The organism is Enterobacter cloacae complex sp. HYC003_NIDB (genome assembly GCF_056673375.1).
In genome coordinates, this window is sequence record NZ_CP114220.1 from 3,197,064 (window position 1) to 3,212,423 (window position 15,360).

13 protein-coding genes are annotated in these 15,360 nt (G+C 56.6%); 8 read left to right on the forward strand and 5 right to left on the reverse strand.

Annotated elements, in window-relative coordinates; all coding sequences use genetic code 11:
- Nucleotides 1–29: 29 nt before the first annotated feature.
- Both aat and infA read left to right on the forward strand, forming a co-directional pair.
- Entirely contained in the window at nucleotides 30–734 is a 705-nt protein-coding gene (gene aat, locus O1722_RS15285) for a leucyl/phenylalanyl-tRNA--protein transferase (protein ID WP_023296218.1), read from the forward strand.
- 284 nt (nucleotides 735–1,018) lie between these two features.
- Complete coding sequence (gene infA, locus O1722_RS15290; RefSeq protein WP_002211347.1) at nucleotides 1,019–1,237, forward strand: translation initiation factor IF-1; 219 nt, start codon at nucleotides 1,019–1,021, stop codon at nucleotides 1,235–1,237.
- A gap of 204 nt (nucleotides 1,238–1,441) precedes the next feature.
- Here the strand turns inward: infA and clpA are convergent, their stop codons facing one another.
- Together clpA and clpS are read right to left on the reverse strand one after the other, a co-directional pair.
- A complete protein-coding gene (gene clpA, locus O1722_RS15295) occupies nucleotides 1,442–3,721 on the reverse strand; it encodes an ATP-dependent Clp protease ATP-binding subunit ClpA (RefSeq protein ID WP_006809407.1) in 2,280 nt (759 codons plus the stop codon).
- A 27-nt stretch (nucleotides 3,722–3,748) separates the two neighbouring features.
- On the reverse strand, nucleotides 3,749–4,069 hold the full coding sequence (gene clpS / locus O1722_RS15300) for an ATP-dependent Clp protease adapter ClpS (RefSeq protein ID WP_006174393.1): 321 nt from the start codon (nucleotides 4,067–4,069) through the stop codon (nucleotides 3,749–3,751).
- Nucleotides 4,070–4,336: 267 nt separating this feature from the next.
- Here clpS and cspD point away from each other — a divergent pair, with 267 nt between their 5' ends.
- Entirely contained in the window at nucleotides 4,337–4,558 is a 222-nt protein-coding gene (gene cspD, locus O1722_RS15305; RefSeq protein WP_006809408.1) for a cold shock-like protein CspD, read from the forward strand.
- A 70-nt stretch (nucleotides 4,559–4,628) separates the two neighbouring features.
- Here the strand turns inward: cspD and macB are convergent, their stop codons facing one another.
- Together macB and macA are read right to left on the reverse strand one after the other, a co-directional pair.
- Entirely contained in the window at nucleotides 4,629–6,569 is a 1,941-nt protein-coding gene (gene macB, locus O1722_RS15310; protein WP_015570984.1) for a macrolide ABC transporter ATP-binding protein/permease MacB, read from the reverse strand.
- Nucleotides 6,566–7,681 carry a macrolide transporter subunit MacA gene (gene macA / locus O1722_RS15315; protein ID WP_033486313.1) on the reverse strand — a complete coding sequence of 372 codons (1,116 nt, stop codon included), beginning with the start codon at nucleotides 7,679–7,681 and terminating at the stop codon, nucleotides 6,566–6,568. Before macA ends, macB begins: the two co-directional genes overlap by 4 nt.
- Nucleotides 7,682–7,840: 159 nt before the next feature.
- Here macA and O1722_RS15320 point away from each other — a divergent pair, with 159 nt between their 5' ends.
- Nucleotides 7,841–8,797, forward strand: coding sequence for a VirK/YbjX family protein (locus O1722_RS15320; RefSeq protein ID WP_033486314.1), 957 nt, complete (start codon nucleotides 7,841–7,843; stop codon nucleotides 8,795–8,797).
- Here O1722_RS15320 and O1722_RS15325 read toward each other — a convergent pair.
- Nucleotides 8,794–10,452, reverse strand: a complete 1,659-nt coding sequence (locus tag O1722_RS15325; RefSeq protein ID WP_017693708.1) for an ATP-dependent endonuclease — start codon at nucleotides 10,450–10,452, stop codon at nucleotides 8,794–8,796. The two genes, O1722_RS15320 and O1722_RS15325, sit on opposite strands and share 4 nt — an antisense overlap.
- A gap of 291 nt (nucleotides 10,453–10,743) precedes the next feature.
- Between O1722_RS15325 and aqpZ the strand changes: the two genes are divergently transcribed.
- The 4 genes from aqpZ (at nucleotide 10,744) to hcr (ending at nucleotide 15,291) form a co-directional block, all read left to right on the forward strand.
- Nucleotides 10,744–11,439 (forward strand): aquaporin Z, encoded by a 696-nt coding sequence (gene aqpZ / locus O1722_RS15330; RefSeq protein ID WP_026080729.1) that lies wholly within the window; start codon nucleotides 10,744–10,746, stop codon nucleotides 11,437–11,439.
- A gap of 176 nt (nucleotides 11,440–11,615) precedes the next feature.
- Nucleotides 11,616–12,515 (forward strand): LysO family transporter, encoded by a 900-nt coding sequence (locus O1722_RS15335; RefSeq protein ID WP_015570988.1) that lies wholly within the window; start codon nucleotides 11,616–11,618, stop codon nucleotides 12,513–12,515.
- Between the two features lie 144 nt (nucleotides 12,516–12,659).
- Nucleotides 12,660–14,312 carry a hydroxylamine reductase gene (gene hcp / locus O1722_RS15340; RefSeq protein WP_017384847.1) on the forward strand — a complete coding sequence of 551 codons (1,653 nt, stop codon included), beginning with the start codon at nucleotides 12,660–12,662 and terminating at the stop codon, nucleotides 14,310–14,312.
- A gap of 10 nt (nucleotides 14,313–14,322) precedes the next feature.
- Complete coding sequence (gene hcr, locus O1722_RS15345) at nucleotides 14,323–15,291, forward strand: NADH oxidoreductase (protein WP_017693710.1); 969 nt, start codon at nucleotides 14,323–14,325, stop codon at nucleotides 15,289–15,291.
- Nucleotides 15,292–15,360 lie beyond the last annotated feature (69 nt).

Sequence of the window (15,360 nt, forward strand, 5' to 3'; positions counted from 1 at the left end):
CCTCTCTCGCGTACTGGAGTTCTGTTGTCATGCGCCTGGTGCAGCTTTCTCGCCATAATATTGCGTTCCCTTCTCCGGAGGGGGCGCTGCGTGAACCTAACGGCTTGCTGGCTCTGGGCGGCGATCTCAGCCCGGCACGGCTCTTAATGGCTTACCAGCGCGGCATCTTTCCGTGGTTTTCTCCTGGCGACCCGATCTTATGGTGGTCTCCCGACCCGCGAGCCGTGCTGTGGCCTGGGCAGTTTCACCTGAGCCGCAGCATGAAGCGTTTTCATGCAAAATCACCCTTTCGCGTCACCCTTAATCACGCCTTCGGCCAGGTTATCGAAGGCTGCGCTGAAGATCGTCACGAAGGCACCTGGATAACCCGCGATATCATTATCGCCTATCACCAGCTTCATGAGCTGGGGTACGCGCATTCGATCGAAGTGTGGAGCGGGGACGACCTCGTCGGGGGCATGTACGGCGTGGCGCAAGGTACGCTGTTCTGCGGCGAGTCGATGTTCTCCCGCTCCACGAATGCGTCGAAAACCGCGCTGCTGGTTTTTAGCCAGGAATTTGCCCGACGTGGAGGACAGTTAATGGATTGTCAGGTGCTGAATGAGCATACCGCCTCGCTCGGCGCCGTTGAAATCTCCCGCCGACACTATATCGAACACCTGGAACAGTGCCGAAAGGAGACCCTACCACGCGATTTTTGGGTTCCCAGAACGCTCTTTATACCCAATGCCTAAATGTTTTCCGCATATTTTTTATGAGGGTGTTATAATTACGCCGCAGAGTAGCTTCTGCCTGTTGCCCCGCCGCCGTTTGGGACCCTCGCTTCAGATAACGTCCTTACGTTTATCCTGTCGTCTCCCCTTTACGAATGCGCTTTCCGTTCGGTTGTACCGTGACGCTTGGGCAATACGCTGAGACTGTTTTGCTGCGTTTTAAACGCGCAATTCTTTACTTAATTGAGGAATTTCGGCATTATCTTGCCGGTTCAAAACTTGGTAGTGATACCCCAGAGGATTAGATGGCCAAAGAAGACAATATTGAAATGCAGGGTACCGTACTTGATACGTTGCCTAATACCATGTTTCGCGTAGAACTGGAAAACGGTCACGTGGTAACTGCGCACATCTCCGGTAAAATGCGCAAAAACTATATCCGCATTTTGACGGGCGACAAAGTGACTGTTGAGCTGACCCCGTACGACCTGAGCAAAGGCCGCATTGTCTTCCGTAGTCGCTAATTGTTTTCGCCTGTAATGGCAGATGAATATTTAAAAGGTCGGGACAATCCCGGCCTTTTTTATTTATGGCTTTAGTGTGGCTGTTCAGGAAGAGGTATTTTAGTGCGTTCTGATGCCTTCACCCTGACCCTCTCCCACAGGGAGAGGGAGAAAAGCGGACACAAAAAAGCCGGGTTAAAAACCCGGCTTTTACACTAAAGAAAATCAGTGAGCCGCTTCCGGCTTGTGCTTCGCCGCACTCTGGAAATCGTACGTCAGTTCGTTCTTCGCCTGATCCAGCCCCACCGTTACCTGGCCGCCGTCCACCAGCGAGCCAAACAGCAGCTCGTTCGCCAGCGGTTTCTTCAGGTTGTCCTGAATCACGCGCGCCATCGGACGGGCGCCCATCGCACGGTCGTAGCCTTTCTCAGCCAGCCAGTTGCGGGCCTCCTGGCTCACTTCCAGCGACACGCCTTTCTGATCCAGCTGAACCTGCAACTCGACGATGAACTTGTCCACCACCTGATGAATCACCTCGGTAGACAGATGATCGAACCAGATAATGTTGTCCAGACGGTTACGGAACTCCGGCGTGAAGATCTTCTTGATCTCTTCCATCGCATCGGTGCTGTTATCCTGGTGGATCAGGCCGATGGATTTACGCTCGGTTTCCCGCACCCCGGCGTTGGTGGTCATCACCAGCACCACGTTGCGGAAATCGGCCTTGCGCCCGTTGTTATCGGTCAGCGTCCCGTTGTCCATCACCTGCAACAGGATGTTGAACACGTCCGGGTGCGCTTTCTCGATTTCATCGAGCAGCAGTACCGCGTGCGGGTGCTTGATAACCGCGTCCGTAAGCAGGCCGCCCTGGTCAAAGCCCACGTATCCCGGAGGCGCACCAATCAAACGGCTGACGGTATGACGCTCCATATACTCGGACATATCAAAGCGCAGCAGCTCAATGCCCAGCGCTTTGGAGAGCTGAACCGTCACCTCGGTTTTACCCACCCCGGTCGGGCCGGCGAACAGGAAGGAACCGACAGGCTTGTGGTCATGCCCCAGGCCAGCACGGGCCATCTTGATCGCTTCGGTTAAGGCCTCAATGGCTTTATCCTGACCAAAGACCAGCATTTTCAGGCGATTGCCGAGGGTCCGCAGCGTATCACGGTCGCTCTGAGAAACGCTCTTCTCAGGAATACGCGCGATGCGGGCCACCACGGACTCGATATCCGCCACATTCACGGTTTTCTTACGCTTGCTGGCTGGCATCAGGCGTGCACGCGCACCCGCCTCATCAATCACGTCGATCGCTTTATCCGGCAGATGACGATCGTTGATGTATTTCACCGCCAGTTCCACCGCCGCACGGACCGCTTTCGCGGTGTAACGCACGTCGTGGTGCGCTTCGTACTTGGTTTTCAGGCCGTTGATGATCTGCACCGTTTCGTCAACCGACGGCTCGGTCACGTCGATTTTCTGGAAACGACGCGCCAGCGCACGATCCTTCTCAAAGATGTTGCTGAACTCCTGGTACGTCGTGGAGCCCATCACGCGGATCTTGCCGCTGGAGAGCAGCGGTTTGATCAGGTTAGCGGCATCCACCTGGCCACCGGAGGCCGCACCTGCGCCGATGATGGTGTGGATCTCATCGATAAACAGAATGCTGTTGGTGTCCTGCTCCAGCTGTTTTAACAGCGCTTTGAAACGTTTTTCGAAATCACCGCGGTATTTGGTGCCCGCCAGCAGCGAGCCAATATCCAGCGAGTAGATGGTGCAGTCGGCAATCACTTCCGGCACGTCGCCCTGCACAATGCGCCAGGCCAGCCCTTCGGCAATCGCGGTTTTACCCACGCCAGATTCCCCCACCAGCAGCGGGTTGTTCTTACGGCGGCGGCACAGCACCTGGATGGCACGCTCCAGCTCTTTGTCGCGACCAATCAGCGGGTCGATACCGCCAACGCGAGCAAGCTGGTTAAGGTTGGTGGTGAAGTTTTCCATACGATCCTCCCCGCCTGCTTGCTCTTCATTGCTGTTGATCTGTCCGCTGGGATCCGATGCCTGGTTAGGCTCGTCTTTTCGCGTTCCGTGAGAGATGAAGTTGACCACGTCGAGCCGGCTGACTTCGTGTTTACGCAGCAGGTAGGCCGCCTGGGACTCCTGCTCGCTGAAGATGGCGACCAGGACATTGGCGCCAGTCACTTCGCTACGTCCGGAAGACTGGACGTGGAAAACCGCGCGCTGCAACACGCGCTGGAAGCTGAGCGTCGGCTGCGTGTCGCGCTCTTCTTCACTGGCTGGCAGCACCGGTGTAGTTTGTTCGATGAAGGCTTCGAGTTCCTGACGTAGCGCCACCAGATCCACGGAGCAGGCTTCCAGCGCTTCGCGGGCAGATGGGTTGCTAAGCAGTGCGAGCAGCAGGTGCTCGACGGTCATAAACTCATGTCGGTGCTCACGCGCTCTGGCGAAAGCCATGTTTAAACTGAGTTCCAGTTCTTGATTGAGCATAGGCACCTCCCCCAATTTTATGCCTTATCAGGCCTTTTCCAGCGTACACAGCAACGGATGCTCGTTCTCCCTTGCATAGTCGTTCACCATCGCTACTTTGGTTTCCGCAACCTCGGCAGTAAAGATGCCGCAGATCGCTTTGCCACGATAATGAACGGTAAGCATCAGTTGCGTTGCACGTTCAACATCATAAGAAAAGAACTTTTGTAGCACGTCAATAACAAATTCCATCGGCGTGTAATCATCGTTCATTAACATAACTTTATACATAGATGGCGGTTTTAGCGCGTCGCGCACTTTATCTTCCGCCAGCTGGTCAAAATCCAGCCAATCGTTGGTCTTACCCATTATGCATAACCACTTTGAATCTACCTCAGATGTTAGATAACAATCATCTATTACTGTCATCCGCGATGTCTGTCACAAACTGTTGCAATAGCGTTAACTGCCTCAAATTTTGGTTGATTATTGTCCCAACTCCAGCGCCAAACGCTTGACGGCTTCTTCCGTTTCTCTAAATTGTACAAGCGTGAGTTGGCGAGGTTTTGAACAGCCCCCACTCCACCACCGGTTCATTCCATCTTAATTTATAAGATTTACGAAGGATGTCGAAGCATGGAAATGGGTACTGTTAAGTGGTTCAACAACGCCAAGGGGTTTGGCTTCATTTGCCCCGAAGGCGGCGGCGAGGATATCTTCGCTCACTATTCCACCATTCAGATGGATGGTTACAGGACGCTCAAAGCCGGGCAGTCCGTCCGGTTCGATGTACACCAGGGGCCAAAAGGCAATCACGCCAGTCTTATCGTGCCCGTTGAAGCAGAAACGGTTGCATAGCTCTCTGATTCATTGTGTACACCCCGCAGGCAAAATGCCAGCCCGATCGGCTGGCATTTTTATTTTCGGGTTATTCCCGCGCCAGCGCATCCACCGGATCCAGCCGCGCCGCGTTTCGTGCCGGCAGCCAGCCAAACAAAATGCCGGTAAAGGTGGAGCACAAAAACGCGGTGAGGATCGCCATCGGTGAGAAGCCAATCTCCCACCCCGGTAAAAAGAGCTGGAGCGCGAAGGCGATCATCATCGAGAGCGCAATCCCCATTGCGCCTCCCACCAGACACACCAGCACCGCTTCAATCAAAAATTGCTGGAGCACATCGCTGGCTCTGGCCCCGACCGCCATGCGAATGCCGATCTCCCGCGTACGTTCGGTCACCGACACCAGCATAATGTTCATCACCCCTATCCCGCCGACGACCAGCGAAATCACCGCCACCAGCGTAAGGAACAGCTGAAGAGTACGTGTGGTCTTTTCGGCCGTTTTCAAGAGGCCGTCCATGTTCCAGGTGAAGAAATCCTTTTTCCCGTGGCGCAACGTTAACAGCCGCTCGAGCTGCTGTTCCGCCAGCGCGCTGTCGTAGCCCTCTTTCACTCGCACGGTAATGGAGTTGAGCCAGGACTGTCCCATAATGCGCCCGGAAATGGTGCTGTACGGCAGCCAGACGCGCAGGATCTTGCTGCTGCCAAACATGGACTGTTTCTCTTCCGCCACACCAATCACCGTGGCGGGCATGTTACCCACCAGGATCACTTCCCCCACCACGCGGGTTTTATTGGGGAAAAGCTGTCTGCGCGAGTTAGCGTCTAACACCACCACCTGCGCCCTGCCCGCCAGCTGTTCCGCGTTGAAGGTCGCCCCTTCGCTGAAGGTCATGCCGTAGACGTTGAAGTAATCTCCGCTGACGCCGTTAGCGCTGGCCGCCACGTCGATGTTGCCGTAGCGCAGACGCAGGTTTTGCGACACGGCAGGCGTGGCGGAGTTCACCCACGGCTGCTTCTGAATAGCCGCCAGATCGTCGTATTTCAGCGCCTGCTGATACTGCGGCTCGTCGTCGCCAAAATCTTTGCCGGGGTAAACGTCGATGGTGTTAGTCCCGATGGCGCGAATATCCGCCAGCACCAGCTGTTTCGCCGCATCGCCCACCACCACAATCGACACCACCGAGGCAATACCGATAATGATGCCGAGCATGGTCAGCAGGGTGCGCATTTTGTTGGCCGCCATCGCCAGCCAGGCCATGGTCAGCGCTTCACGAAAGCCGCTGGAGAACTGTCCCCAGCCGGTGGACGCAGGTAAGGCTTCTTTCGGCGCCGCCGCTCTGGACTGACGTGGCGGCGGGTTGCTGACCAGCTCGCCGTCGTGGATCTCAATGATGCGTTCCGCCTGCGCTGCCACCTGCGGATCGTGGGTGACAATAATCACCGTATGCCCCTGATCGCGCAGCTGATGCAGGATCGCCATCACCTCTTCACCGGAATGGCTGTCGAGCGCACCGGTTGGCTCATCAGCGAGAATCACCTGTCCGCCGTTCATCAGCGCACGGGCAATACTCACGCGCTGCTGCTGACCGCCGGAAAGCTGCGAAGGCTGATAATCAACACGCTCCGCCAGCCCAAGACGCGTTAACAGCGCCTTCGCGCGTTCAAGGCGTTTTTTGCGCTCGACGCCCGCATACACCGCCGGCACCTCCACGTTCTGCGCCGCGCTCAGGTGTGAAAGCAGATGGTAACGCTGAAAAATAAAGCCAAAATGCTCGCGACGCAGCTTCGCCAGCGCGTCGCCGTCCAGGGTGGAAACATCCGTCCCGGCCACGCGATAGGTGCCGCTGGTGGGCTTATCCAGACAGCCAAGAATGTTCATCAGCGTTGATTTACCCGAGCCCGACGCCCCGACAATCGCCACCATTTCACCGGCTTCAACGCGCAGGGAGATGCCCTTCAGCACCTCCACCGGCCCGTCGCCGGACGGATAGCTGCGACGAATGTCATTCAGCTCAAGCAGCGCCGTCATTGCGCGGCTCCGGGCAGGGTTTCGCTGGTGACCACTTCCTCACCCTCTTCCAGCCCTTTTACCACCACCACATCGGTGTCGTTACGTGCGCCAATCACCACTTCCCGCTCGCGGGTTTCGCCGTTGCGCAGCACTTTCACCTTGTAGCGATTGTCCCCGGCGGATTCACCCAGCGCGGAGAGCGGAACCGTCAGCACGTTTTTCACGCCGGTCAGCTGGATATGCACCTGGGCGGTCATCTCCAGACGCAGCACGCCCTGCGGGTTTGGCACCTCAAAACGCGCATAGTAGAAGATGGCGTCGTTGACCTTCTCCGGCGTCGGCAGGATATCTTTCAGCACCCCTTCATAGCGGGTTTGCGGATCGCCCAGCACCGTAAACCAGGCTTTCTGCCCCGGCTTAAGGTGAATGACGTCCGCTTCGGATACCTGGGCTTTCACCAGCATGGTGCTCATATCCGCCAGGGTCAGGATGTTCGGCGCCTGCTGCGCGGCGATGACCGTCTGGCCTTGCAGGGTGGTTATCTGCGTCACTTCCCCGGCCATTGGCGCAACGATTTGCGTGTAATCGAGGTTGGTTTTCGCCGTATCCAGCGAGGCCTGATTCCGTTTGATTTGCGCATCGATGGTGCCAATCTGCGCCTGCTTCACCGCCAGCTCCGTGGCGGCTGTGTCCAGATCCTGTTTCGAGATAGCCTGCGTTTTCGCCAGCGCCTGCTGGCGCGTCAGGGTGACCTGAGCGAGATTACGCTCCGCCTGAGCCTGCGCGCGCTGCGCGCGCAGCTCCATCAGCGTCGCTTCCACTTCGCGGATTTGGTTTTGCGCCTGCTCAGGATCGATCACGCCCAGCAGCTGGCCTTTTTTAACCTTATCGCCAATCTCAACTGACAGGGTTTTAAGCTGACCGCTGACCTGCGCGCCCACGTCAACCTTACGCAGGGCATCCAGTTTCCCCGTCGCCAGCACGTTTTGTTGCAGCTCGCCCGGACGAACAATCAGCGTTTGATACTGTGGTACCGGCGCGTTCAGTACCTTCCATAACCAGAATCCGCCCGCTAACACCACTACCGCCAGCAGCAGAAACAGCTTTCTGCGTTTTCCCTTCAGGTTCATAAATATTCCAAATAATTGTTCTGGCTATCATCACCGTTGATTTTATCTAAACCACTCCTCAACGAAACCCCCGATCCCCGTAATCGTCGGGAATTGTTTACCCGATGTTGATAAAGCGCCTGCTGAAATAGCGATATTCCACAAGAAGCAGGATCTAACATGTCTTCCATCGTCGATACACCTTATTCAACGCTGCCCCAGCCTAAATCGGGCTGGCAACTGTTTAAAAGCCTGGCATCGGGTTCCCTCACGCCGGGGCTGGCGTGGCAAAATCCGGCCTATCGACGTAAGTTTATGTTGCGCTCGCTGGCAACGCCGTTCACCACTGCGCGCCTGCTCGGAAATCTTGCAAAACAGCCCCGTCTGATGCAGATCCTGCGCGTGCAGCCCGGCCTGCCGTGCCGCCTGCACCGGCCGTGGCTGACCGTCAATATGGGCCGTCAGACTACGCTGGACGCATTGAACGATCACTATGAGATGATGAGCCGCCATCTTCCGGCGTCGCTGCTGAACGGTTACCTCTCCAGCCAGGGCATTATGCTGGTGACGTTAACGGGCAAAGAGGAGCAGCAGTTTAGCGTTCGCCTGAGCGCGGATGCGTTTCTGGACAAAGAAGGGGAAGCGACCCTCACTTTTTGCGACCACCAGAACACGGTGCTGGCCGAGCTGACCTTTACGCTGTGCACATACCAGGGCAAGCCAACGCTCTTCATCGGCGGAATGCAGGGGGCGAAAGCGCATGTCCCGCACGAGCACATTCAGCTGGCGACCAAAGCCTGTCACGGACTGTTCCCAAAACGTCTGCTGGTTGAAGCGGTCATGACGCTGGCAGGCGCCTTCCCGGTCGAGCAGATCCTCGCGGTGAGTAACGCCACCCACATCTACCGCAGCTGGCGCTATCGCAAGAAAAAAGAGGGAAAATTGCTGGCTGACTATGACAGCTTCTGGCGCTCCCTTGGCGGACAGCAGCAGGATAACGGCAACTTTGCCCTGCCACTGACCATGCCACGCAAACCGATGGAAGAGATTGCGAGTAAAAAACGGTCCGAATACCGCCGCCGCTATGCCCTGCTTGATAGCCTGATCCAACAGGTTTCGCAGGCGACTGCCCGTTAATCGGCCCTCCCGCGAGCCAGCCAGAGGACGCGGGAGAACATTTTACGCAGCAGCGTGGGCACCGACTCCACGCCTCGCCTGCCCGCTTCCGTCGCAACTTCAATGGCCAAATCCGGTTTTGACGACCGATGGATAGCTTTGGCAATCACCCGGCGCATATTCATGGGCACATCTACCGGGATCATCGCTACGCGGTGAAAGACGTCGTCAAATCCCTGGCGGTACATAAAGTGCTCCATGTCCATCGCAGGCAGCGCGGTCAGATGTTCCCGCTCCTCTTCACGATCGTTATTGAGCAGGCTGCGCACGGTCGCCGCATATTTTTTACCCGCCTCATCGCCATCCACCAGTACGTGCCACTCTATCCCCATCCGGCGCGCAAATTTGATCAGCGGTTTTAAGCCAGACTGAGCAAATTCGATCACTTTGATCCCTTCGGCGTCAAAGTGGTGTCCGCACTGGCGAGCCAGCTCGTTTATCACCCAGGTTTCCGTTTCCCCTTCCACCAGCAACCAGCAGCGGGCAAACAGGGAAGAGGCACGGTTAAAACGGATATGAAACGCAATTCGTCGGCCATCTTCGGCATTTAACCCGCCGGGCCCGAGCCGGTAGGCGGTGACCCGCGAGGATTCACGCACCAGGCGGCAGACATACTCCACCGGCGTCAGAGAGAGCAGCTCTCCGGAATTCGTGGTGGTGACTCGCTGCAACGGCAGCAAATTAAGAAGATGCCACGCCACGGAAAGCATAATCGGGTGCAGCCGCGTTTCCGGATCTTCCACCAGCAGCAGCGGGCGCGCGTCCCGATCCAGGCGCACCGTCCCTTTCGCCTGTAAAAGCGTGGAGAATAATCCCAGCAGGATCACCCGATGCGTGCGCCCGCCGGGGCGGTCGATCATGCGGTTGATAATATCGAGATAGCGCCAGCTTCGTTGTTCATCGTGCGAGCGGCGACGCATCAGACGGTGGCGCGCCTGCCCCGTTCCCTGCTCGGAGAAATAGTGCTCCAGCAGTTGCACCATGGCAGACAGTCCCTGACGGATCTGGCCGTCGGTGAGGTTCTGCGGCCGTGAGACCAGTTCACGGGCGAGGAAATCCAGTTCGCGGGCGGTCACCTCCACCTCGGGCATATTCGGCACGGTGCCGTTACGGATCCGCCGCATAAAGCGCGCGTCTCGTAAGCGCAGCACGGGGGAGAGGCGGATAAGATGGCGGGCAAGCTCGTCAATATTATCGAGCGGGATCGGATTTCCCTTCTCATCAAGAAATTCACGCAGGGTTAACACCCCGTCGTTTTGCGCCATTTCGCCCTCAAGGCGATAGAAAATACGCTGGAAACCATCTTCACAGGGCACCCAGCAGGGCGACATAGGGCGAAAACGACGCACGCGATGGCGACCGGGCTCGGATTCGCGGAAGGTCAGAATGATATGCAGGTGTTTCTCGCGTCCGTTGACATCCCCTGGCGGAAACCAGAAGTCATCATGAACGAAGTGGTACAAGTTCTCTTCGGGCGAAAGTAGCAGCGTCAGGGCATCCAGCAGGCTGGATTTACCCCAGGCATTTTCGCCTATCAGGACGTTGTTCTGTTCCAGTTGCAGCGACAGGCGGTTAATCCCGCGAAACCCGACAATCTCCACACGTTCGAGTAGCATACATCCCCCGCAATTCGGCCACTTTTTCCTTCAAGTTATCAGCAGTATAGCGGCAGGCTGTGGGTCACGACAGCAGAATATACGCCCCCTTAATTATTGGGCTATGCTCTTATTACCTCCGATCTGAACAAGGATTGACATCACATTGCCTTAAATCAAATTTAGTGAATTTATTTGAGTGGCGAAGGGATGTTGATGGTTTCAAAATACTGGCTCTTTGAGTCGTCATCCCTTTATGGCGATATAACCCGCGCGCAGGAATGGGCGCGGACGTTTATTATTGAGGTGGTTATGTTCAGAAAATTAGCGGCAGAATGCTTTGGTACATTCTGGCTGGTGTTTGGTGGCTGCGGTAGCGCAGTACTGGCAGCCGCATTTCCGGAATTAGGTATTGGCTTTGTCGGCGTCGCGCTGGCATTCGGCTTAACTGTATTAACCATGGCATTCGCCGTGGGGCATATTTCCGGCGGTCATTTCAACCCGGCCGTCACATTAGGATTATGGGCGGGCGGACGTTTCCCGGCAAAAGATATTATTGGCTATATTATTGCCCAGGTTATTGGCGGTATTATTGCCGCGGCGGTGCTGTACGTAATTGCCAGCGGAAAAGCCGGGTTTGACGCCGCGGCCAGCGGATTTGCGTCGAACGGCTTCGGCGAACACTCTCCAGGCGGCTACTCGATGCTGTCTGCCATCGTGATTGAAATTGTGCTCACCGCAGGCTTCCTGTTGGTGATCCACGGCGCAACGGACAAATACGCGCCTGCGGGCTTTGCCCCCATCGCTATTGGTCTGGCGTTGACGCTGATCCACCTCATCTCCATTCCGGTGACCAACACCTCCGTTAACCCGGCGCGCAGCACCGCGGTGGCTATTTTCCAGGGCGGCTGGGCGCTTGAACAGCTGTGGCTGTTCTGGGTGATGCCAATTATCGGCGGTATTCTGGGCGGCGTGCTGTATCGCACCCTGCTGGAAAAACGCGATTAATTAAGTGCGGTCTGTAATGTCGGGTGGCGCTAAAGCTTACCCGACCTACGTTAGTGTGCACTTTGTAGGCCGGGTAAGGCGTAGCCGCCACCCGGCTTTTTTTGTAGCTTTACCTCACAGCCTTTATTGGGTAGTGTCTCTGGCGCTTAACGAAAACTCAAAAGGACCGGCTGTTCATGTTCTCAGGACTCCTCATCATTCTTCTGCCCCTGATTGTGGGCTACCTTATTCCGCTGCGTCATGAATCGGCCTTAAAGCTTATTAATCGTTTTCTCAGCTGGATTGTTTACGTCATTCTGTTCTTTATGGGGATCAGCCTGGCCTTCCTGGATAATCTGGCGACGAACTTGCTTTCCATCCTGCATTATTCTGCGGTTACGGTAGTGGTTATTCTGCTGTGCAATATTGCTGCGCTGTTCTGGCTGGAACGCACTATTCCCTGGAAAAATCACCACCATCAGGAAAAGCTTCCCTCCCGTATTGCGATGGCGCTGGAATCATTAAAACTGTGCGGCGTGGTGGTTCTCGGTTTTTTACTGGGGCTGACCGGCTGGGCATTTTTACAGCACGCAACGGAAGCCAGCGAATATACGCTTATTTTCCTGCTCTTCCTGATTGGTATTCAGCTGCGAAATAATGGCATGACGCTGAAACAGATTGTCCTTAACCGCCGGGGCATGATGGTTGCCGTTATCGTTGTGGCCAGCTCACTGGCGGGGGGAGTGATTAACGCCTTTATTCTCGATCTGCCGCTGAAAACCAGCCTGGCGATGGCGTCCGGTTTCGGCTGGTATTCGCTCTCCGGTATTCTGCTGACCGAATCGTTTGGTCCGGTGATCGGCAGCGCCGCCTTCTTTAACGATCTGGCGCGCGAGCTGATAGCCATCATGCTGATCCCCGGCCTGGTACGCCGCAGCCGCTCTACCGCGCTGGGCCTGTGCGGGGCCACCTCAATGGACTTTACCCTGCCGGTGTTACAGCGCTCGGGAGGGCTGGAGATGGTTCCTGCCGCCATCGTACACGGTTTTATTCTGAGCCTGCTGGTACCCATTCTGATGGCGTTCTTCTCAGCCTGATACTGCTTTGGCGGTAGTGAACCTGCCGCCAAAATTGCGCTAAATCAATAACCCTCCACTTAGTATAAGAAAGCACTTTTCTCCGTTGTGGCACAAGCATAACCTTAAACATGTATCTCAAATATAACTTTAACAGGTGTGATTATGTTTTGTGTGCAATGTGAACAAACCATCCGTACCCCAGCAGGCAACGGCTGCTCTTACGCGCAGGGTATGTGCGGCAAAACCGCAGAAACGTCCGATCTCCAGGATCTGCTGATTGCGGCGCTGCAAGGCTTGTCCGCCTGGGCCTTCAAAGCCCGTGAATATGGCATTGTTGATCACTATGTCGACAGCTTTGCGCCGCGCGCATTTTTCTCCACGCTGACCAACGTTAACTTCGATTCTCCACGCATTGTGGGCTATGCCCGCGAAGCGATTGCCCTGCGTGAAGCCCTGAAAGCGCAGTGCCTGAATGCCGACGCCAGCGCCCGCGTGGACAACCCGATGGCGGAGCTACAGCTGGTGAGCGACGACCTGGGCGAGCTACAGCGTCAGGCCGCAGAATTTACTCCCAATAAAGACAAAGCGGCGATTGGCGAAAACATCCTCGGCCTGCGCCTGCTGTGCCTGTACGGTCTGAAAGGTGCTGCGGCCTATATGGAACACGCGCACGTACTCGGCCAGTACGACAACGCTATTTACGCCCAGTACCACAAAATCATGGCCTGGCTGGGCACCTGGCCTTCCGATATGAACGCCCTGCTGGAATGCTCGATGGAAATCGGCCAGATGAACTTCAAAGTGATGAGCATTCTGGATGCCGGTGAAACCAGCACCTACGGCCACCCAACGCCAACGCAGGTCAACGTCAAAGCGACCGAAGGCAAATGCATTCTGATCTCCGGTCATGACCTGAAAGATCTCTACAACCTGCTGAAGCAGACCGAAGGCACCGGCGTTAACGTTTATACCCACGGCGAAATGCTGCCCGCGCACGGTTACCCGGAGCTGCGTAAATTTAAGCATCTGATCGGTAACTACGGCAGCGGCTGGCAGAACCAGCAGGTGGAGTTCGCCCGCTTCCCTGGCCCAATCGTCATGACCTCTAACTGCATCATCGACCCGACCGTCGGCGCGTATGACGACCGTATCTGGACCCGCAGCATCGTCGGCTGGCCGGGCGTGAGCCACCTTGAAGGCGACGATTTCGGTCCGGTTATCGCTCAGGCGCAGCAGATGGCAGGCTTCCCGTACAGCGAAATTCCGCACCTCATCACCGTCGGTTTTGGTCGTGAAACCCTGCTGGGTGCGGCGGATTCCCTGATTGACCTCGTCAGCCGTGAAAAACTGCGTCACATCTTCCTGATCGGCGGCTGTGACGGCGCGCGCGGGGAACGTAACTACTTCACCGATTTCGCCACCCGCGTACCGGAAGACTGTCTGATCCTGACCCTGGCCTGCGGTAAGTACCGTTTCAACAAGCTGGACTTCGGCAACATCGAAGGTCTGCCGCGCCTGGTGGATGCGGGTCAGTGTAACGATGCATATTCAGCCATCATTCTGGCGGTCACGCTGGCAGAAAAACTGGGCTGCGGCGTGAACGATCTGCCGCTGTCGCTGGTGCTCTCCTGGTTCGAGCAGAAAGCGATCGTTATCCTGTTGACCCTGCTCTCTCTCGGCGTGACCAACATCGTCACCGGGCCGACCGCGCCAGGCTTCCTGACGCCGGACCTGCTGGCCATCCTGAACGAGAAATTTGGTCTGCGTTCTGTGACCAACGTTGAAGATGATATGAAGCAACTGCTGAGCGCGTAAGGAGTAACTCATGACCATGCCAACCTCACAATGTCCGTGGCGGATGCAGGTTCATCACATCCATCAGGAGACGCCGGATGTGTGGACGCTGTCGCTGCTGTGCCATGACTATTATCCGTACCGCGCGGGCCAGTATGCGCTGGTGAGCGTGCGTAATTCGGCGGATACTCTGCGCGCCTACACGATCTCCTCCACGCCGGGCGTGAGCGAGTACATTACGCTCACCGTTCGTCGTATTGATGACGGCGCAGGATCCGAGTGGCTGACCCGGGACGTGAAGCGCGGGGATTACATCTGGCTGTCTGACGCGCAGGGCGAGTTTACCTGTGACGACAAGACGGAAGATAAATTCCTGCTGCTGGCGGCGGGCTGTGGCGTGACGCCGATTATGTCGATGCGTCGCTGGCTGGCGAAATACCGACCTCAGGCCAACGTGCAGGTGATTTTCAGCGTTCGTTCCCCGGAAGATGTGATTTTTGCCGAAGAATGGCGCAACTATCCGGTGACGCTGGTGGCCGAGCACAACGCGACGCACGGTTTTGTCGCGGGGCGCCTGAGCCGCGAGCTGCTGCAAAGCGTGCCGGATATTGCGAACCGCATCGTGATGACCTGCGGCCCGGCGCCGTACATGGAGATCGTGGAGAAAGAAGTGAAAGCGCTCGGCGTGACCCGCTTCTTCAAAGAGCAGTTCTTCACGCCTGTAGCGGAAGCGGCGACCAGCGGGATGAAGTTCACGAAGCTGCAACCGGCGCAGACCTTCTTTGGCCGCGTGGGCACCACGCTGCTTGAAGCGCTGGAAAGCAACAACGTACCGGTGGCAGCGGCCTGTCGCGCCGGGGTGTGCGGTTGCTGTAAGACCAAAGTGGTTTCCGGTGAGTACACGGTCACCAGCACCATGACGCTGACCGACGCGGAAATCGCGGAGGGCTATGTGCTGGCATGTTCGTGCCATCCGCAGGGCGATCTTGTCCTCGCATAATCTGTCGTGGTTCACCTGTAGGCCCGGTAAGCGTCAGCGCCACCGGGCTTTTTGCCGGGTGGCACTACG